Origin of the sequence: Stutzerimonas sp. S1 (assembly GCF_025966695.1) — a bacterium.
Taxonomy (GTDB): domain Bacteria; phylum Pseudomonadota; class Gammaproteobacteria; order Pseudomonadales; family Pseudomonadaceae; genus Stutzerimonas.
In genome coordinates this window covers 238,563-258,374 of the sequence record NZ_JAOEIY010000001.1, presented here as the reverse complement: position 1 = coordinate 258,374, position 19,812 = coordinate 238,563, and the positions used below count along the sequence as shown (strand labels likewise).

Below are 19,812 nucleotides of genomic sequence, written 5' to 3'. Positions count from 1 at the left end.
ACCAATTCCGCCACCTGGGCACGGGAAACGATACTGCGTTGCCGTTTCCGTGTTACAACGTCTACCAGACATTGTGGGCGCGAACTATACGGGCGGGGTTTGAGGTTGTAAACCCCTGATCGCGAAAAATAATTCGCTTGAAAGCTGCCTCCGGGCAGCGTTTCGCGCTTCAATAGACAAATGACGTTCTGTCTCGATAAATGAATGAAAAGGTGACATCTCTTAATGGCCGATTGGCAATCCCTCGATCCCGAGGCCGCTCGTGAAGCGGAGAAGTACGAAAATCCCATTCCTAGCCGCGAACTGATTCTGCAGCACCTCAGCGAGCGCGGCTCGCCAGCGGCACGCGAGCAGTTGGTGGAAGAGTTCGGACTCGTCTCCGAAGAAGATATTGAAGCGCTGCGCCGCCGTCTGCGCGCGATGGAGCGTGATGGTCAGCTGATCTACACCCGGCGCGGTACCTATGCTCCGGTAGACAAGCTGGACCTGATCTGTGGGCGCGTCAGCGGTCATCGTGATGGGTTCGGTTTTCTGATTCCCGACGACGGCAGTGATGACCTGTTTCTCAGTCCGGCGCAGATGCGCCTGGTTTTCGATGGCGACCGCTGCCTTGCGCGCGTTTCCGGTCTTGATCGGCGAGGCCGTCGCGAAGGGGCGATCGTCGAGGTGATCAGTCGGGCTCATGAAAGCATCGTCGGCCGTTATCACATCGAAAGCGATGTCGGGTTTGTCATCCCCGACAACCCGAAGATCCAGCAGGAAGTGCTGGTCACTCCGGGGCGTGCGCTGAACGCCAAGCCTGGGCAGTTCGTCGAAGTGAAGATCACCCATTGGCCGACCCAGCGCTTTCAGCCTCAAGGTGACATCGTCGAAGTCATCGGCAACTACATGGCGCCAGGCATGGAAATCGACGTGGCGCTGCGCAGCTTCGATATCCCGCACGTCTGGCCCGAAACGGTGCTGAAGGAAGCGGCGCGCTTCAAGGCTGAGGTGGAAGACAAGGACAAGCTCAAGCGTGTCGATCTGCGCCATCTGCCATTCGTCACCATCGACGGGGAGGATGCGCGTGACTTCGACGACGCGGTCTACTGCGAGAAGCCCGGGGGTTGGAAGCTGCTGACCGGCGGCTTCCGCCTTTATGTCGCCATTGCCGATGTGTCGCATTACGTGAAGGTTGGTTCGGCACTGGACCAGGAGGCGGAGGTACGCGGCAACTCGGTGTATTTCCCCGAGCGGGTAGTGCCAATGCTGCCGGAGGAACTGTCCAACGGCCTGTGTTCGTTGAATCCGGACGTGGATCGCCTGGCGATGGTCTGCGAGGTCACCCTGAACAAGTCCGGCAAGATGACCGACTACCAGTTCTACGAAGCGGTGATTCATTCCCATGCGCGGCTGACCTACAACAAGGTCAGCGCCATGCTTGAGCAGCCAATCTCGGCGGAAGGCAAGCGGCTGAGCGGCGAGTACGCCGAGGTATTGCCGCACCTCAAGCAGCTTTATTCGCTGTACAAGGTGTTGCTCAAGGCGCGCCATACTCGTGGAGCGATCGATTTCGAGACTCAGGAGACGCGTATCGTCTTCGGTGCTGATCGCAAGATTGCCGAAATCAAGCCAACCGAGCGCAACGATGCGCACAAGCTGATCGAGGAGTGCATGCTATGCGCCAACGTGGCGACTGCGGCCTTCCTGCAGAAGCACGAAATCCCGGCGCTGTATCGCGTGCACGATGGCCCGCCGCTGGAGCGTCAGGAGAAGTTGCGCGCCTTCCTTGGTGAGCTGGGCTTATCCCTGCATAAGGGTAAGGAAGGGCCGACGCCGAAGGATTACCAGGCTCTGCTGGAGCGTATCCAAGATCGCCCGGATTTTCACGTGATTCAGACCGTGATGCTGCGCTCGCTCAGTCAGGCGGTTTACAGCGCCGACAATCACGGCCATTTCGGACTGAACTATGAGGCCTATGCGCATTTCACCTCGCCTATTCGACGTTACCCGGATCTGCTGGTGCATCGCGCCATTCGCAGCGTAATCCGTTCCCGTCGCGATACGCCACACGTACGGCGCGAGGGGGCGGCTAGCATGCCCAAGGCGCGCATCTATCCGTACGACGAAGCCGCGCTGGAACAGCTGGGCGAACAGTGCTCGATGACCGAGCGGCGGGCCGATGAGGCCACGCGTGACGTGGTCAACTGGCTCAAGTGTGAGTTCATGCGTGACCGTGTCGGCGAGTCTTTCCCGGGCGTGATCACCGCAGTTACCGGTTTTGGTTTGTTCGTCGAGCTGACTGATATCTATGTCGAGGGTCTGGTGCACGTCACCGCCATGCCGGGCGACTATTACCACTTCGATCCGCTGCACCACCGGTTATCCGGCGAGCGCAGCGGGCGCAGCTTCCGCCTGGGCGACAGCGTTCAGGTACGGGTGATGCGCGTCGATCTGGATGAACGCAAGATCGACTTCGAGTTGATCGGCGGAGGGAGCAAGCAGGCAGTCGGCGACGATCGAGGCGCGCGCAAGGACGGACGTGGTCGCGGGAAAAAGGCTTCGGAGGGCGATCGCTTCGCGCGCACTCAAGAGCCGGTTGATGCGGACGTGCGCAAGAGTCGCGAGCTGAAGAAGGCTTTGCTGGCCGACGCCAAGGGCAAGGGCGGTCGCGCGCCAGCAGAGAAGCCCAAGCGCAAGATGGAGAAACGCAAATCTGAGAGCAAGCCCTCGCCCAGTGGGTCGGCACCTAGAAAGCGTAAGGCCAAGTCATGAGTGATCTGGAGCGAATCTACGGGCTGCACGCGGTAGAGGCACTGCTGCGCCATCATCCCAAGCGGGTCAAGCAGGTCTGGCTTGCCGAGGGGCGGGGCGATCCGCGGGTTCAACGGCTGGTCGAATTGGCGGGCCAGGCGCGTGTGCGCGTCGGCCAATGCGAGCGGCGGGAGATGGATGCCTGGGTCGAGGGCGTCCATCAGGGGATCGTTGCCGAAGTCAGCCCCAGTCAGGTGTGGGGTGAGGCAATGCTCGATGAGCTGCTCGATCGCGTCGAGGGGGCGCCGCTGCTGCTGGTGCTCGACGGCGTGACCGATCCGCATAACCTGGGGGCCTGCCTGCGTACCGCCGATGCGGCGGGGGCCGTGGCGGTGATCGTGCCCAAGGACAAGTCCGCGACCCTGAATGCCACCGTACGCAAGGTGGCCTGCGGCGCCGCAGAAGTGATACCGCTGGTCGCTGTGACCAATCTCGCGCGTAGCCTGGAGAAGTTGCAGCAGCGCGGGGTATGGATCGTCGGTACTGCCGGCGAGGCTGAGCAGGAACTCTACGCCCAGGATCTGACCGGGCCGATCGCCCTGGTGATGGGTGCCGAAGGCAAGGGTATGCGCCGCCTGACGCGCGAGCACTGCGATTATCTGGTGCGGCTGCCGATGGCGGGCAGCGTCAGCAGTCTGAACGTTTCGGTTGCCACCGGCATCTGTCTGTTTGAAGCCTTGCGCCAGCGTGGCGCGGCCAAGCCGCGCAGCTAGCCTGTCGTGTCGGCCGGTCCTCAGTGGCCGGTCGATTTGGCGCTTTTTTCATCGTCCGGAAACGCTTTGCCCGTTTTGCGGTCAATGGGCTGTCTTGTGCCTGACCGCCAGGCATTCGTTGTTCGTCGATCCGCTTGCGTCCTGAATCGGCCATTCGGCCAGGCGAAAAATCCGTATCGAGCATGCTCAATCGTGGCGTCAGGCTCGCACCATGGAGGTTGTATGCAGCACCGCCCGTCCTTTGAGTCGCTGTTCCGGGCTTCTCCAAACGCTTATGTCTTGCTCGATCCGGATCTGGTCATCCTGGATGCCAATCCGGCGTATCTAGCGCTGACCGGGCGTAGATTCGACGAGCTGCGCGGACGGCGGCTGCACGAGGCTTTTGCAGCCGATCCGCACCAGCCCGAGGCTGTCGACATCGACGCGCTGCTCGATTCCTTCGCCCGGGTGCTGAGCCGCAAGGCGCGGGACACGCTGCCGGTCATCCGTTACTCCATTGCGCAGCAGACGCCGGCCGGCCCGATATACGTGGAGCGCTATTGGAGCGCGACGCATACGCCGATTCTGGATGAACAGGGCGAGGTTATGGCGATCCTGCAGCACACCTCCGATATCAGTGAGCTGCAGGCGCTCAAGCGCTCCCTCGAAGTGGCTGCTGCTGCCGATCAGCCTCGCCAGCAGCTGGAACAAGGAGTGATCAACCGTGCGCGGCTGGTGCAGGATGAGGGCAATCAGCTGCGCCGATTGTTCGCCCAGGCGCCGGGATTCGTCTGCTTTCTGCGTGGCCCGGAGCATGTCGTCGAGCTGGTCAATGCCGCCTTCGAGCAGCTCACCGGGGATCGTCAGCTGATTGGGCGCGCCATTCGCGAAGGCCTGCCTGAGGTGGAGGGGCAGGCTTTCTTGCAGCGGCTGGATCAGGTTTACGCTAGCGGCGAGCCTTTCCGCGGCAGCCGCCTGCGCATGTTCTTGCAGCGCACGCCTACGGGCTCACCGGAGGAGATGTACATCGATGTTGTCTGCCAGCCGATCATCGAGGCGGATGGTCAGCTGTCTGGCATCTTTGTGCAGGGGCACGACGTCACGGCACAGTGGCGCAATGAGGAGGAGTTGCGGCGTTACCGCGAGCATCTCGAGGAACTGGTGCGCGAGCGCACCGAGGCGCTGTCGCGCAGCGAGGCGGAGTGTCAAGCGGCCGAGGCGGCGCTCCTGCAGGCCCAGAGGCTGGAGGCGGTCGGCAAGCTGACCGGCGGCATCGCCCACGATTTCAACAACATGCTGCAAATCATCGGCGGCAATCTGCAGCTGTTGCGCCGCAGCCTGGGCAGCGATCAAGCTGCGCTGCGGCGGTTGGACTCTGCCGTCAGCGGCGTTGAGAAAGGCGCACGACTGGCTTCTCAGCTACTCGCCTTCGCCAGTCGGCAGCCGCTGCGCCCGCAGTCGGTACACCTGGGTCAGCTCGTTGAACAGATGCACGAACTGCTTAGCGGCTCGCTGGGGAGCGGTGTGCGTGTCGAGCTCGATGGCGCAGGCAGTCTGTGGTCGGTATTTGCCGATGTCGGCAATCTACAGAGCCTGATCCTCAACCTTGCTGCCAATGCGCGTGACGCCATGGGTGGCAATGGCCGGCTGCTGATCCGGCTGCGCAATCGCGTGCTGTCGTCTCCGTTGCCGGCAGCGGAGCTGCAAATAGCGGCTGGCGACTACGTTCAACTGAGCGTGATCGATGAGGGCAGCGGTATGTCGCAGGATGTTCGCAGTCGGGCATTCGAGCCGTTCTTCACCACCAAGCAGGCGAGCAATGCATCTGGTCTTGGGTTGAGCATGGTCTATGGCTTCGTCAAGCAGAGCGGCGGCTTCGTGACGCTGGACAGCACGGAGCTTGGCGGGACTGCCGTGCATGTCTACCTGCCGCGCAGCGGGGTGGCCGATGCGGAGATGGTAGCGACTTCGGCTACTGCGAGCGCATCGCACAGCGTTGCAGGGGCGGACGCCGACGTCGAGGACGGGCTGAAGGTGCTGTTCGTCGAGGATGATCCGACATTGCGCATGCTGACCGGTGAGGTGATGGCCGAACTGGGACATCGGGTTACGCTCAGCGAATCGGCGGAGGAGGCGCTCGAGCAGCTCGCCGCACAGCCTTTCGATGTGCTGCTCACCGACGTCGGGCTGGCCGGCATGAGCGGCATAGAGCTAGTGCGCCAAGCGCAGCGGAGGCATCCCGAGCTGGCGCTGGTAATTGCCTCCGGCTATGCCGTGGATGCGCGCGAGGAAGGTATCGACTCGCTGCGTACCATGCTCAAACCCTACGACATCCATCAGGTGCGTGAGTTGCTGGAAACCATTGGCCGGGAGCGCGACGCAGCGCGCGGGAGCTAGCTGGTTAAATATTCACCAATTCGCCTTGCGCCTCTGCAGGCCCTTCTCTAGAATGGCGCCCCTTGCCTGGACGGCAGGCGCTCGCGCGTCCTTCTGCCGGCAAGACAACAAGTCATTCACTCCTTGCCTGACCGCATTGTCGGCAGGCTGCAACCCGTAAGGAGCAGTTATGCGTCATTACGAAATCATCTTTCTGGTTCACCCGGACCAGAGCGAGCAGGTCGGCGGCATGGTGGAGCGTTACACCAAGCTGATCGAAGAAGACGGCGGCAAGATTCACCGCCTGGAAGACTGGGGCCGTCGTCAGCTGGCTTACGCCATCAACAACGTGCACAAAGCTCACTACGTGATGCTGAACGTCGAGTGCAGCGGCAAGGCTCTGGCCGAGCTGGAAGACAACTTCCGCTACAACGACGCCGTCATCCGTAACCTGGTCATCCGTCGCGACGAAGCCGTGACTGAACAGTCCGAGATGCTCAAGGCTGAGGAAAACCGTAGCGAGCGCCGCGAGCGTCGTGATCGCCCTGAAAACGCTGACGGCTCCGTCGACAGTGACAGCGACAGCGATAACACCGCTGACGAGTAATCCACGGATCTATTGAGGAGCCTATTTCATGGCACGTTTTTTCCGTCGTCGTAAGTTCTGCCGTTTCACCGCCGAAGGCGTGAAAGAGATCGATTACAAGGATCTCAACACCCTGAAGGCCTACATCTCCGAGACCGGCAAGATCGTTCCTAGCCGCATCACCGGAACCAAAGCCCGCTATCAGCGTCAGCTGGCCACCGCTATCAAGCGCGCCCGCTACCTGGCCCTGCTGCCCTACACCGACAGCCACGGCCGTTGATCGGGCTGGTCGACAGAGGTAAGGGATAAATCGCATGCGCGCCTTGGCCGAGTTCATCATGCGTGGCCGTATGCAGGCCATCCTGGTGGTTGCTGTGGCTGCTGCGCTGCCAATGCTGTTCTGGTTGAGCGCTGCCGCGGGAAGTCTGGTGCTGCTGCGGCGTGGGCTGAGCGACGCGCTGGGTGTTCTGGTCTGGGCTGTCGTACCGGCGCTGGTCTGGTGGTACTTCGGCGATCCGCGCACTCTGCTGGTGCTGCTTGGTTCGCTGGGGCTGGCATTGCTGCTGCGTAACCAGGCGTCATGGACGCGGGTGATGTTGTGCAGCGTAGGGCTCGGGCTGCTGTATGTCTGGGCGCTCGATGCGGTATTCGGCGAGCCCATCGCGGCGCTGGCCGGGGAGTTGCAGAAAGTGCTGCCCGAGACGTTATCGGACGCCTATCAGCAGTTCACCGACGAGGAGCGGGCGCGATTGGGAGCGCTGCTGGCACCGGTCTTGACCGGCCTGCTGGCGGCGCTGCTGCAGATCGTCACGTTGCTCAGCCTGATGCTGGCGCGTTACTGGCAAGCGTTGTTGTACAACCCGGGCGGTTTCGGGGAGGAGTTTCGGGCGCTGCGTTTTCCGCCGGTGGTGGCAATTCTGCTGCTGGTGGGCATGCTGCTCGGCCCCAACCTCGGTGCGCAGCTGGCGGTACTGACGCCACTGTGCAGTGTTCCGTTGGTGTTCGCTGGCGTGGCGCTGATGCACGGGCTGGTGGCGCAAGGGCGCCTGCCGCGGTTCTGGCTGGTGGGGCTTTACGTCACGCTGGTGCTGTTCATGCAGTTGATTTATCCGTTACTGGCCGTGTTGGCCATTGTCGACAGTCTGTTTGATTTTCGCGGTCGCTCTGCCGGTAAGAACGGCGCGGGACCTGCGAACGGTGAAGGTTAAAAGTTAAGAGGTAAGACTCAAATGGAAGTCATCCTGCTGGAAAAGATCGCCAACCTGGGCAACCTGGGCGACAAGGTAAACGTCAAATCCGGTTACGGCCGCAACTACCTGCTGCCGCAAGGCAAGGCTACCGCTGCAACTGCTGCCAACATCGCAGCGTTTGAAGCGCGTCGTGCCGACCTGGAAAAGGCTGCCGCCGAGCGTAAGGCTTCGGCCGAAGCCCGCGCTGCTCAGCTGGCCGAGCTGGAAGTCACCATCACCGCTACCGCGGGCGATGAGGGCAAGCTGTTCGGCTCGATCGGTACCCACGACATCGCTGATGCCCTGACCGCCTCCGGCGTCGAAGTGGCGAAGAGCGAAGTGCGCCTGCCGAACGGCACCATCCGTCAGGTTGGTGAGTACGACGTCGCCGTGCATCTGCACACCGACGTCGAAGCGACCGTCAAGGTGATCGTCGTCGCGGCCTAAGGTGTCGTCTGGCACCTCGGGTGCCTGACGCGTAACATCGGGCACGTTTCCACGCGAGTGGGACGTGCCCTTTGTTTTTCTGCAGTTTCGAAATCCGAGAATCATGAACGACATCAGTGTTCCCCAGCAGTACGACCTGGAAACCGCCGCACTCAAGGTGCCGCCGCACTCCATCGAGGCCGAGCAGGCGGTGCTGGGCGGTCTGATGCTGGACAACAACGCCTGGGAGCGCGTGCTCGACCAAGTCTCCGACGGCGACTTCTATCGCCATGATCATCGCCTCATCTTCCGTGCCATCTACACGCTGGCTGAGCGCAACTCGCCGTTCGATGTGGTGACGCTGTCCGAGCAGCTGGACAAGGAAGGGCACCTGCCGCAGGTCGGCGGGCTTGCCTATCTCGGTGAGCTGGCGAAGAACACGCCCTCCGTGGCGAACATCAAGGCCTACGCACAGATCATCCGCGAGCGCGCCACGCTGCGGCAGCTGATCGGTATCAGCAACGAGATCGCCGACAGCGCCTACGCGCCGCAGGGGCGCACCGGCGAGGAGATTCTCGACGAGGCCGAGCGGCTGATTTTCCAGATCGCCGAGGCGCGGCCCAAGACCGGCGGGCCGATCGGCATCAACGACATTCTGGTCAAGGCCATCGACCGCATCGACACCCTGTTCAATGCCGGCGAGGCGATCACCGGCCTGTCCACCGGCTTCACTGACCTGGACGAGGCTACCAGCGGCCTGCAACCAGCCGACCTGATCATCGTTGCGGGCCGTCCGTCGATGGGTAAGACCACCTTCGCCATGAACCTGGTGGAGAATGCGGTGCTGCGCACCGACAAGGCGGTGCTGGTGTTCTCGCTGGAAATGCCCGCCGACTCCATCGTCATTCGTATGCTCGCTTCACTCGGACGCATCGACCAGACCAAGGTGCGCGCCGGTAAGCTCGATGACGATGACTGGCCGCGGCTGACGTCGGCGGTCAATCTGCTCAATGATCGCAAGCTGTTCATCGACGACACTGCCGGCATCAGTCCGTCGGAGATGCGTGCACGCACCCGGCGTCTGGCCCGCGAGCACGGCGAGATCGCGATGATCATGGTCGACTACCTGCAGCTGATGCAGATTCCCGGATCCAGCGGTGACAGCCGCGTCAACGAGATCTCCGAGATCTCGCGCTCGCTCAAGGGCTTGGCGAAGGAATTCAACTGCCCGGTGATCGCGCTCTCGCAGCTCAACCGCTCGCTGGAACAGCGCCCCAATAAGCGCCCGGTGAACTCCGACCTGCGCGAGTCCGGGGCTATCGAGCAGGATGCGGATATCATCATGTTCGTCTACCGCGACGAGGTGTATCACCCGGAGACCGAGTACAAGGGCGTCGCCGAAATCATCATCGGCAAGCAGCGGAACGGCCCGATCGGTACCACACGACTGGCGTTCCTCGGCAAGTACTCGCGCTTCGAGAACCTCGCGCCGGGCAGCTACCAGTTCGACGACGAGTAAGACGGCTACAGGCGTCGGCTTGGGGCGCTGTCCGGCGCTGATCCACCCCTTCGTTGCGGTGAATGGGACGCGCTGTTGCCGCCGTTCTGGATGCCCCCTGCCTGCGCAGCAACGCTGACAGGAGTAAGCTTGCGCCTCACCGTCGTTGTTCAGGAATCTTCCCATGCGTCCGCTGGTTGCCACGGTCGATCTGACCGCGCTTCGTCATAACTACCTGCTTGCCAAACAGTGCGCGCCCGAGCGCAAGGCCTTTGCCGTGGTCAAGGCGAATGCCTACGGGCACGGGGCGCGCGAAGCCGTGACGGCGCTGCGGGATATCGCGGACGGATTCGCCGTGGCCTGCCTGGAGGAAGCCGAGGAGGTTCGTGGCGGTGCGCCTGACGCGCGGATCCTGTTGCTCGAGGGTTGTTTCGAGCCGGCCGAGTACCTGCGCGCCGCGGAGCTGGGGCTGGACATCGCGGTGCAGGATCAGCGTCAGGCCGACTGGTTGCTGGCCGCCGACCTTGCACGGCCGCTGAACGTCTGGCTGAAGCTCGACTCGGGCATGCACCGACTGGGGTTCTCGGTGGACGGGTTGCGCGACTGCTACGCGCGGCTCAAGGGGGCGTTGCAGGTCGCCGAGCTGAATCTGATCAGTCACTTCGCCTGTGCCGACGAGCGTGGCCATCCGCTGACGGAGGCGCAGCTGGAGCGCTATGGCGAGCTGCTGTCGCTGGAGTTCGATAACTGTTCGCTGGCCAACTCCGCTGCGGTGCTGACTCTGCCGCAGGCGCACATGGCCTGGATTCGTCCGGGCATCATGCTGTATGGCGCCACGCCTTTCGCCGAGCTGAGCGCAAAGGAACTGGGGCTCAAGCCCGTGATGACTCTGACCGGCGCGCTGATTGCTATCCGCGAGCTGCAGGCGGGTGAAAGCGTCGGCTATGGTGCCAGCTGGGTGGCGCAACGGACTTCGCGGATCGGTACCGTCAGCTGCGGCTATGCCGACGGCTACCCAAGAACCGCGCCCTCCGGCACCTCGGTGGTGATCCGCGGGCAGCGCGTGCCGCTGGCCGGGCGCGTATCGATGGACATGCTCGCCGTCGATCTGACCGACCTGCCACAAGCACAGCTCGGTGATGAGGTCGAGTTGTGGGGCGCCGAGATGCCAATCGACGAGCTGGCTCAGGCCTGCGGCACCATCGGCTACGAGCTGCTGACCAAGGTCACCGGGCGAGTTCCGCGCCGCTATATCGGCGGCTGAACCGGCTCACCGGGTCGGAGGCCATCCATCTTTTTCTCAGCAAAGGCCGAGTGATGCGCTCGGCCTTCTGGTTATTTTTTGTGCTATATTCCGCGCCCCTTGATTCAGGTCATTGCTCGCCATGCACGCCGTGAAGCCCCTCTTCGACTATCCCAAGTACTGGGCCGAATGCTTCGGTCCCGCACCCTTCCTGCCGATGAGCCGGGAAGAGATGGATCAGCTCGGCTGGGACTCGTGCGACATCATCATCGTCACCGGTGATGCCTACGTCGATCATCCCTCCTTTGGCATGGCAATCATTGGTCGTCTGCTCGAGGCGCAGGGGTTTCGCGTCGGCATCATCAGCCAGCCGGACTGGCAGAGCAAAGACGACTTCATGAAGCTCGGCGAGCCGAACCTGTTCTTCGGCGTCGCCGCCGGCAACATGGATTCGATGATCAACCGCTACACCGCCGATCGCAAGGTGCGTTCGGATGATGCCTATACCGCTGGAGGCCTGGCCGGCAAGCGCCCGGATCGCGCCAGCCTGGTCTACAGCCAGCGCTGCAAGGAGGCCTACAGACATGTGCCGGTGGTACTCGGCGGCATCGAAGCTTCGCTGCGGCGGATCGCCCATTACGACTACTGGTCGGACAAGGTGCGGCGCTCGATCCTGATGGATGCCACGGCGGATCTGCTGCTCTACGGTAATGCCGAGCGCGCGATCGTCGAGGTGGCACAGCGCCTTTCGCGTGGCGAGTCGATCGAGGCCATCACCGATGTGCGCGGCACCGCCTTCATCCGCAAGGACACCCCCGAGGGCTGGTTCGAGATCGACTCCTCACGCATTGACCGCCCGGGCAAGATCGACAAGATCATCAACCCCTACGTCAATACGCAGGATCTTTCCGCCTGCGCCATCGAACAGGACAAGGGGCCGCAGGACGACCCGAACGAAGCCAAGCCGATCGAGCTGCTACCGCACCCGAAACTGGAGCGCGAACGCACGGTGATTCGCCTGCCGTCGTTCGAGAAAGTGCGCAACGATCCGGCGCTGTACGCCCACGCCAACCGCGTGCTGCACCTGGAGACGAATCCCGGCAACGCCCGCGCGCTGGTGCAGCGTCACGACGACCGCGAGCTGTGGCTGAATCCGCCGCCCATCCCGCTGACCACTGAGGAGATGGATTACGTCTTCGCGGCACCGTTCGCCCGTGTGCCGCATCCGGCCTACAACGGTGCGAAGATTCCGGCCTACGAAATGATCCGCTTCTCGGTGAACATCATGCGTGGCTGCTTCGGTGGCTGCACCTTCTGCTCGATCACCGAGCACGAAGGGCGGATCATCCAGAGCCGCTCACACGAGTCGATCCTGCACGAGATCGAGGAGATGAAGAAGGTGCGCGGTTTCACCGGCGTGGTCTCCGATCTCGGCGGACCGACCGCCAACATGTACCGCCTGGCCTGCAAGAGCCACGACATCGAGAAGCACTGCCGCAAGCCGTCCTGTGTGTTCCCCGGCATCTGCGAGAACCTCAATACCGACCACAGCTCGCTGATCGAGCTGTACCGCAAGGCGCGCGCCCTGCCGGGCGTGAAGAAGATTCTGATCGCCTCGGGCCTGCGCTATGACTTGGCGGTTGAGTCGCCCGAGTACGTCAAGGAACTGGTCACCCATCACGTCGGCGGCTACCTGAAGATCGCCCCGGAGCACACCGAGCGCGGTCCGCTGGACAAGATGATGAAGCCGGGCATCGGTACCTACGACCGCTTCAAGCGGATGTTCGAAAAGTATTCGAAGGAGGCAGGCAAGGAGCAATACCTGATCCCGTACTTCATCGCTGCGCACCCGGGCACTACCGACGAGGACATGATGAACCTCGCCCTGTGGCTGAAGACCAATGGTTTCCGCGCCGATCAGGTGCAGGCTTTCTACCCGTCGCCGATGGCCTCGGCCACGGCGATGTACCACACTGGCAAGAACCCGCTGCGCAAGGTGACCTACAAGAGTGAGGGCGTCACCGTCGTCAAGAGCGAAGAGCAACGCCGTCTGCACAAGGCGTTCCTGCGCTACCACGATCCCAAGGGCTGGCCAATGCTGCGCGAGGCGCTGATTCGCATGGGGCGTGCCGATCTGATTGGCAGCGGCAAGCACCAGCTGATTCCGGCGCATCAGCCGGCCGCGGACGGCTACCAGAGTGCGCGGCGCAAGAATTCCACCCCGGTCGGTAGCAAGAAGGCCGGACAGGGCGGCAAGATCCTCACTCAGCACAATGGCCTGCCACCACGCAGCCATGACGGTAATGCCTGGGACAAGCGCGAGCAGGCCAAGGCCGCTGCCGAGGCCCGACGCAAGGCGCAAAAGAGTGGCAAGCCGGCGGGCAAGGGTGGCAAGCCGCAGCGCTCGGTCGCACCTCGTTAGCTGTAGCGGTTCCTCGGCATAAGAAAACGGAGCGCCAGGCTCCGTTTTTTCTTTAGAACCTGAACGCCTGGGTCGCGCGATCCAGTTCGCTGCCCAGGCGCAGCATCTGCGCGCTCTGCTCACGGCCCCGGCTGATGTGGTTCAGGTTGGCGTCGCCGAGTTGATGAATTCGTTCGCTGTGTCCGCGGATCTCGCTGACCGCCTCGCCCTGCTGCGAGGTGGCATCGGCGATTTGCTCGGCCATGCGGCTGATGGTGGCGATGGTCGAGACAATCTCGTCCAGCGCCCGATCGGCACTCTGGGCGAGATTCGCGGTGCTTTCGGCATGCTCCACTTGGCTGCGCATGGCCTCGACCGATTGTCGGGCGGCCTGCTGCAGCCGGGCGATCAGCTGCTGGATTTCCTCAGTGGCACCGCTGGTGCGCTGCGCCAGTGATCGTACTTCGTCGGCCACCACGGCGAACCCGCGGCCATGTCCGCCGGCGCGAGCCGCCTCGATAGCGGCGTTCAGCGCCAGCAGGTTGGTTTGTTCGGCGATCGAGCGGATCACCGTCAGCACGTTGCCGATGGTAGTGGTTTCGTCGGCCAGGCGCTCGATGGCCAGCGCGTTGTCCTGCACCTCGCTGACCAGACCGTGCAATCCAGTCAGACTCTGGCCGATCACCTGCTGACCGTGACCGACGGCGCGTGCCGCGGCGCGACTCGCTTCGGCCGCCTCGCCGGCGCCATCGGCCACTTGCTGAATGGTGGCTTCAAGTTCTCCCAGCGAGTCGCGAATCTGTGCGGTATCGCCGGTCTGACGCTGCGCGCCGTCATGCAGATCGCTGTTCATCTCATCGAGGTTGCGGCTGCTGGCGGCCACCTGTTCGGCCTGCTGACGCAGCGTGCCGATCAGTTGCAGCAAATAGCTGCGCAGGCGGTTCAGTGAGGCTTCGATGTCGGCGATTTCGCGAATCTTCGAGTCGATGCGCGCGTTTGCAGTGAAGTCGCCTTCGGCCCAGGCCGACAGGCTCGGTACCAGTTGGGCCAAGGTGCGGGTCAGTTGCCGCTGCAGGCGGTCGACTGCCAGGGCAATCAGCAGGATCAGGCCGATGATGCTGCCCTGGATCAGTCGAACCTCACGTTGTATCCGTCCATGCTCGGCGCGTACCGTAGGCTCCAGTTCGGCCAGCGCCTGTTGTACGGCAGCGACCTTGCGGGTACTGCTATCCACTAGCTCGCTGCGTTGCCGAATCAGCTGGCGGGTACGCTGCAGCTCGGCCGGGTAGCGCTTGACCAAACTGGCAAGCTCGCGCTTGAGCGCAATCCCGCGGTCCTCGCTGTGCTGGTCCGCCGCATCGTTGAGGTCGAGCAGGGCGGCGAAGCTGCTGGAAGTCGACTGCGCAGTGGTCACGACACCCAGCAGCGGCAGCGCGTCGAGCTCCCGGGCTTCCTGCTCGAGGTTGCGCAATGCCTGTTCGACTTCTCCGGCCAGCTCGTCTCGACCGCTGTTCACCAGCTTGCCGCGTGCGTGGCTCAGGCGAAGCAACTGCTGGCCAGCGGCGACCAGCGGTCGCTGGTAGTCCAAGGTACTCGGATGGTCCGCCTGCGTTCGGTAAACGTCGAGCTGCGCCAACACTCCGGCCATCTCGCGTTCTGCCTGCAGCAACAGCCCCTGCGGATCGCCGGCCAGCTTTCCCGCGGCGAGCAGGTCGTCGGCGGTGAATCTGATCAGTTCGTCCAGGCTGGGGCGTAGCCTGTGTGCGAGCTCTTCGGGCAGTTCGGCAGTATCGCGTTGGAGCGCTGCGAGTGCCTGCTGCGCCTGGCTATGGCGCAGCGCATCGCCGCGGGCCAGATAGCCGTGGATATTCTCGGCGGCCTGGTGCTGGAACTGTTGGGATAGGCCCAAGTAGCGCGCCATCAGCTGATAGGGGCGCTCCATGGCGCGCTCCGACCACCAGAGCGTAGCGCCAAGCGCCAGGCAGACGGCGACGAGCAGCAGGGTGTTGAGCGTGGTGAGCGACTTCAGGCGCATCTTCGCCTCGCAGATAAATGCAGGAGGCTGGCAATGTATGGCGCTTTGATGTCATTTAAGTGACAGCTGGCGATAGCACCCGCCGCTGAAGTGTGGCTGAGGTCGGGCTGCGGAAGCGCTACCGTGCAAGCCGGGCTTCGGCGCTAAGCGCTTCCGTCCGGCTTGCATCGTCAGCGTCGTGGAGTATGCCGACAGTTCCCCTCAGAAACGTTCGACGCGGTTGCGCCCGCCATGCTTGGCGCGATACAGCGCCTCGTCGGCCTGCTGGGTGAGCGTCTTGACGTCGGTATCGGAGTCGGGGCTCAGCTCGGTGATACCGCAGCTGAAGGTGCAGCTCAGATCCTGCGGCTGCGCCGGGTAGCGGATTTCGGCGAAACGCTGGCGGATATCATTGAGCACCTTGCACGCGGCGTCCGCCGGTGTATCGGGTAGTACCACGGCGAACTCCTCGCCACCGTAGCGGCCGATGTGGTCGGTTTTGCGCAAACGCTGCTTGAGAAACAGCGCCAGGCTCTTGATTACCCGATCGCCCATGGGGTGCCCGTAGGTGTCGTTGACCTGCTTGAAGTGGTCGATGTCGAGCATGGCGAAACTCAGCGGGCGGTTGTCGCGACGTGCCCGGAAACGGGCGTCTTCCAGCAGCTGGAGACTATGCGTGTGGTTGTACAGGCCGGTGAGGCTGTCGCGCACGATGCGCGCCTTGAGACTTCTGGCGCGGGCGGCTCGGGTGCGCACGGTGGCGATCAGGTGACTCGGCTTGATCGGCTTGGTGAGGAAATCGTCGCCGCCTTCGCCCATGGCGTCGAGCTGCTTGTCCAGGTCATCTTCGGCTGAGAGGTAGATGATCGGCACGCTGACATAGCGCTCGTGTTGGCGGATGACCTTGGCCAGCTCGGTGCCCTGACAATCGGGCATGTACATGTCGAGAATGATCAGATCCGGTTGGAACTCGGCCAGGGCACCGATGGCCTGAATCGGCTCGGTCAGCGTGCGGGTGATGATGCCGGCGTTGTTAAGCACGCGCTCGGTATGCGTGGCCTGGGCACGGGAGTCGTCGACGATCAGCACGCGGATCGGCTCGTAGTATGCGGTGCGGGTGAAAATCTCGATTTTCTCCAGCAGGCTCGAGGCATCCAGGGTCCCGGTGAAGAATTCCAGGCCGCCGGCGCGGACCGCGGCCAGCCGCGTCGGTGTGTCGGTTTCAGCGTGGCTGAAGAACAGCATGGGGAGTTTTTCGTCGAGCCCCTGCTGAATCCGTTCGGCCAACTGCAGGCCTTCCCCGGGGCCGTTGAAGTCGACCTCCATGACGATGGCGGCAGGATGGCGCTGGTGCATCGCGGCCTGAAAGGCACTGTCGGTGCTGAAAGCTTGCGCCGACATGCTGAAGAAGTCCAGCTGACGAACCAGGTGTTCGGCGCGCTGCTGATCCTGCAGGGCGATATAGACCGGTTTGCTCAGCGGCGGGATGAACGGCTGCGTTTGCGGGTCATTGTGGCGCAGGCCGGTGCGGGCGAGGCGATAGATCAGCTGGCTGAGAGTGGCGATGGTGTCGCTGGACAGGCGGCCGCGATTGTCCTGGATGTCACCCAGGCAATCCTCGATACCGAGCGCCAGTTCACTGTGCTCGGTCTGCTCGAAACGCTCGGCGAAACGGCGCAGGCGCAGCGTGGCGTCGGTCAGGGCGGTGTGATAACGATCGCTCCATTCGCTGCGCTGCAGTTGCTGCCAGACTTCCAACAGTTCGCGCGCCTGATGGATCACGCGTTGGGCGAAATGCTGCTTGAGTTCATCCTGATCCGACATGGTGGTCTTCCGATGCGCCTTGGAACCCTGTTCCTGCGCTTTTTCTGTGATAGCCGCATGCTATCACTGCGACGCTGCTGACGAAGCTGCCGGTAGCGGTAGTGGTTCGCAAATTGCCGCAGAGTTGCCAGGGAGCTGCGCTATAGTGATCGCCCTCACCGCAACGCGGCTGGCGTCATGCGGTCGAACCTCTGAATTCGAAAGAGAAGGACATATTGCCCATGTTGGATTGGAAGAACCGCTTCGCCCGTCTCGGTCGTTCGAGCGGCGGCTCGGCGACCACTGCGCTTCGCGATCGCAATCCGCTGTGGTCGGCGGTGGCCGTCGTCGTCGGCTTGCTCCTGCTGGCAGCGCTTGTCCTGGGCTGGTACTGGAGTCGCGAACCGGCGCTGTTCCCGGTCCAGCAGCATGCGCGACAGGCCGCGGAGGCATCGCAGCGTCAGCTGGTCAATGGCTACACCACCGTGGAGACGCTCAAGCGGGTGGCCAGCACCTTGCTGGACAAGCCGGGTGGTTATCTGAGCAACGACATCGCCCCCCCCGGTCTCTGGCTGGACAACATGCCAAGCTGGGAATACGGCGTGCTGGTTCAGGTGCGCGATCTCAGCCGGGCCCTGCGCAAGGATTTCACTCGTTCGCAGTCGCAGTCGACCGAGGATCCGGATCTGTCGAAAGGCGAGCCACTGTTCAACTTTGACAACCGCAGCTGGGCACTGCCGGCATCCGAATCCGAGTACCGCAATGGCATCCGTGCGCTGGATCGCTACCTCGCGCGTCTGAGCGATCCGGCACCAAAGGCGTTGTTCTACACGCGTGCCGACAACCTGAATAACTGGCTTGGTGATGTCGCGACCCGTCTGGGTTCGCTGTCGCAGCGGTTATCGGCGAGTGTCGGCCGGGTACGCCTGGACACCAATCTAGCGCCTGAGCAGGAGCGCTCCGGTATTGTCCCGGAGGTCAAGGAAGAGGTGGTGGAGACGCCTTGGGTGCAGATCGACAACGTGTTCTATGAGGCGCGCGGCCAGGCCTGGGCGCTTTCGCATCTGCTGCGGGCGATCGAGGTCGATTTCGCCGACGTGCTGGCCAAGAAGAACGCGACGATCAGCGTGCGGCAGATCATCCGCGAGCTGGAGGCGGTGCAGGAGCCGCTATGGAGCCCGATGGTGCTCAATGGCAGCGGCTATGGGGTGCTGGCCAATCACTCACTGGTGATGGCGAATTACATTTCCCGGGCCAATGCGGCGATTATCGATCTGCGCAACCTGCTGTCGCAGGGCTGACCGGAGTGTTGTTGCGCCCCGCCTGGGCAAGCGGGGCGCAATGTCAGGGGCTGGCGGCAGGCGTCAATCCAGCCCCAGTTTCTTCAGACGGTAACGCATCGAGCGGAACGTCAGGCCCAGGCGCTGTGCCGCCGCCGTGCGGTTCCAGCGCGTTTCTTCGAGCGCCTGCATGATCAGCTTACGCTCGATCTCTTCCAGGTGATCTTCCAGGTTGTCGATCTGTGCCAGGCTGGCCTCGCCGCCTTCGGCAGAGCCGGGGCAGTCGGCCAGACGCAGATCGCTGGCTTTGATCTCGTCGTCTTCGCACAGCGTATAGGCGCGCTCCAGCATGTTCTCCAGTTCGCGCACGTTGCCCGGGAAGCGGTAACTCAGCAGTTTCGCCAGGGCATCCGGATGCAGGCGGGCGCTGCTGTCGCCGCACTCCTGCGCCAGGCGCTTGAGCATGGCGTCGGCAAGTAGGGCGATGTCCTCCCGGCGTTCGCGCAACGGTGGTACGCGCAATTCGATGACGTTCAGCCGGTAGTAAAGATCCTGACGGAAGCGCCCGGCCGCGACTTCGCTGGCGAGGTCCTTGTGAGTGGCGCAGAGGATGCGTACATCGACCATGACTTCCTGTGCGCCGCCGACCGCGCGCACGGCCTTCTCCTGAATGGCCCGCAGCAGCTTGACCTGCATCGGTAGCGGCAGGTCGGCGACTTCGTCGAGGAACAGGGTGCCGCCATTGGCTGCCTGGAACAGCCCGGGCTTGTCTTCGATGGCTCCGCTGAAGCTGCCTTTCTTGTGACCGAAGAACTCGCTTTCCATCAGCTCGGAGGGGATCGCGCCGCAGTTCACGGGCACGAACGGCCTCTCACTACGCGGCCCCTGCTCATGGATCAGGCGGGCCACCAGCTCCTTGCCGCTGCCGGATTCGCCGCTGATGTAGACCGGGGCCTGGCTGCGTGCGAGCTTGCCGATCTGCTTGCGCAGGATCTTCATCGGTGGCGAGCTACCGAGCAGACGGTTGTCCCCCTGCGGCTCTTCGACCGCGGGAGCGCGCAGGCGCAGGGCAGTGCTGACCAGCTCGCGTAGGCGGTTGAGGTCGACCGGCTTGGTGACGAAATCGAACGCGCCGGCCTTGAGTGCGCTGATCGCGGTGTCCAGGCTGCCGTAGGCGGTGATCATCGCTACCGGCAATTGCGGATACTGCTGCTGGATGAGCTGTACCAGTTCCAGTCCGCTGCCGTCCGGCAGGCGCATGTCGGTCAGACACAGGTCGTAGTGCTCGCGCGCCAGCCATTCCCGGGCTTCCTTGACGTTGCGAGCGCTCCGGGTATCGAGCTTCATGCGCCCCAGGGTAATTTCCAGCAGTTCGCGAATATCTGGCTCGTCATCGATGATCAGTGCTTTTTGGCGCGCGCTCATGGTCCGTTCTTTTTAATCGGTGAAGCGGTGGGTCACCCGGTCGGGT

General features: G+C 63.0%; 14 protein-coding genes and 1 tRNA gene (1 of these 15 cut by a window edge). 11 read left to right on the top strand and 4 right to left on the bottom strand.

From position 1 onward, the window contains the following. A tRNA-Leu gene (locus N8H22_RS01195) sits at positions 1 to 20 on the bottom strand (it extends 167 nt beyond the left edge of the window). 205 nt (positions 21 to 225) lie between these two features. On the opposite strand from N8H22_RS01195, the gene rnr reads away from it, so the two are divergent. The 10 genes from rnr (at position 226) to N8H22_RS01145 (ending at position 13,265) form a co-directional block, all read left to right on the top strand. After that, positions 226 to 2,754: a ribonuclease R gene (rnr, locus tag N8H22_RS01190; protein WP_264588805.1), complete on the top strand. Its 2,529-nt coding sequence runs from the start codon at positions 226 to 228 to the stop codon at positions 2,752 to 2,754. After that, positions 2,751 to 3,506 carry a 23S rRNA (guanosine(2251)-2'-O)-methyltransferase RlmB gene (gene rlmB, locus N8H22_RS01185; protein WP_264588804.1) on the top strand — a complete coding sequence of 252 codons (756 nt, stop codon included), beginning with the start codon at positions 2,751 to 2,753 and terminating at the stop codon, positions 3,504 to 3,506. The genes rnr and rlmB overlap by 4 nt, the downstream gene beginning before the upstream one ends. Positions 3,507 to 3,728: 222 nt before the next feature. Continuing rightward, on the top strand, positions 3,729 to 5,882 hold the full coding sequence (locus N8H22_RS01180; RefSeq protein ID WP_264588803.1) for a PAS domain-containing protein: 2,154 nt from the start codon (positions 3,729 to 3,731) through the stop codon (positions 5,880 to 5,882). Between the two features lie 169 nt (positions 5,883 to 6,051). After that, positions 6,052 to 6,468 (top strand): 30S ribosomal protein S6, encoded by a 417-nt coding sequence (rpsF, locus tag N8H22_RS01175; RefSeq protein ID WP_264588802.1) that lies wholly within the window; start codon positions 6,052 to 6,054, stop codon positions 6,466 to 6,468. A gap of 28 nt (positions 6,469 to 6,496) precedes the next feature. After that, complete coding sequence (rpsR, locus tag N8H22_RS01170; protein ID WP_003283112.1) at positions 6,497 to 6,727, top strand: 30S ribosomal protein S18; 231 nt, start codon at positions 6,497 to 6,499, stop codon at positions 6,725 to 6,727. A gap of 34 nt (positions 6,728 to 6,761) precedes the next feature. After that, complete coding sequence (locus tag N8H22_RS01165; protein WP_264588801.1) at positions 6,762 to 7,655, top strand: hypothetical protein; 894 nt, start codon at positions 6,762 to 6,764, stop codon at positions 7,653 to 7,655. 21 nt (positions 7,656 to 7,676) lie between these two features. Further along, positions 7,677 to 8,123: a 50S ribosomal protein L9 gene (gene rplI, locus N8H22_RS01160; protein WP_264588800.1), complete on the top strand. Its 447-nt coding sequence runs from the start codon at positions 7,677 to 7,679 to the stop codon at positions 8,121 to 8,123. Positions 8,124 to 8,226: 103 nt separating this feature from the next. Beyond that, on the top strand, positions 8,227 to 9,621 hold the full coding sequence (gene dnaB, locus N8H22_RS01155; protein WP_264588799.1) for a replicative DNA helicase: 1,395 nt from the start codon (positions 8,227 to 8,229) through the stop codon (positions 9,619 to 9,621). A gap of 163 nt (positions 9,622 to 9,784) precedes the next feature. Then, positions 9,785 to 10,864: an alanine racemase gene (gene alr / locus N8H22_RS01150; protein WP_264588798.1), complete on the top strand. Its 1,080-nt coding sequence runs from the start codon at positions 9,785 to 9,787 to the stop codon at positions 10,862 to 10,864. 121 nt (positions 10,865 to 10,985) lie between these two features. Next, positions 10,986 to 13,265, top strand: coding sequence for a YgiQ family radical SAM protein (locus N8H22_RS01145; RefSeq protein ID WP_264588797.1), 2,280 nt, complete (start codon positions 10,986 to 10,988; stop codon positions 13,263 to 13,265). A 52-nt stretch (positions 13,266 to 13,317) separates the two neighbouring features. On the opposite strand, the gene N8H22_RS01140 is transcribed toward N8H22_RS01145, so the two are convergent. Further along, positions 13,318 to 15,279: a methyl-accepting chemotaxis protein gene (locus tag N8H22_RS01140; RefSeq protein ID WP_264588796.1), complete on the bottom strand. Its 1,962-nt coding sequence runs from the start codon at positions 15,277 to 15,279 to the stop codon at positions 13,318 to 13,320. Between the two features lie 201 nt (positions 15,280 to 15,480). After that, positions 15,481 to 17,082 (bottom strand): PleD family two-component system response regulator, encoded by a 1,602-nt coding sequence (locus N8H22_RS01135; protein ID WP_264588795.1) that lies wholly within the window; start codon positions 17,080 to 17,082, stop codon positions 15,481 to 15,483. Between the two features lie 221 nt (positions 17,083 to 17,303). On the opposite strand from N8H22_RS01135, the gene N8H22_RS01130 reads away from it, so the two are divergent. Next, positions 17,304 to 18,362, top strand: a complete 1,059-nt coding sequence (locus tag N8H22_RS01130; RefSeq protein WP_264588794.1) for a DUF2333 family protein — start codon at positions 17,304 to 17,306, stop codon at positions 18,360 to 18,362. 63 nt (positions 18,363 to 18,425) lie between these two features. Here the strand turns inward: N8H22_RS01130 and N8H22_RS01125 are convergent, their stop codons facing one another. Further along, positions 18,426 to 19,766, bottom strand: a complete 1,341-nt coding sequence (locus tag N8H22_RS01125; RefSeq protein ID WP_264588793.1) for a sigma-54 dependent transcriptional regulator — start codon at positions 19,764 to 19,766, stop codon at positions 18,426 to 18,428. Between the last annotated feature and the right edge of the window lie 46 nt (positions 19,767 to 19,812).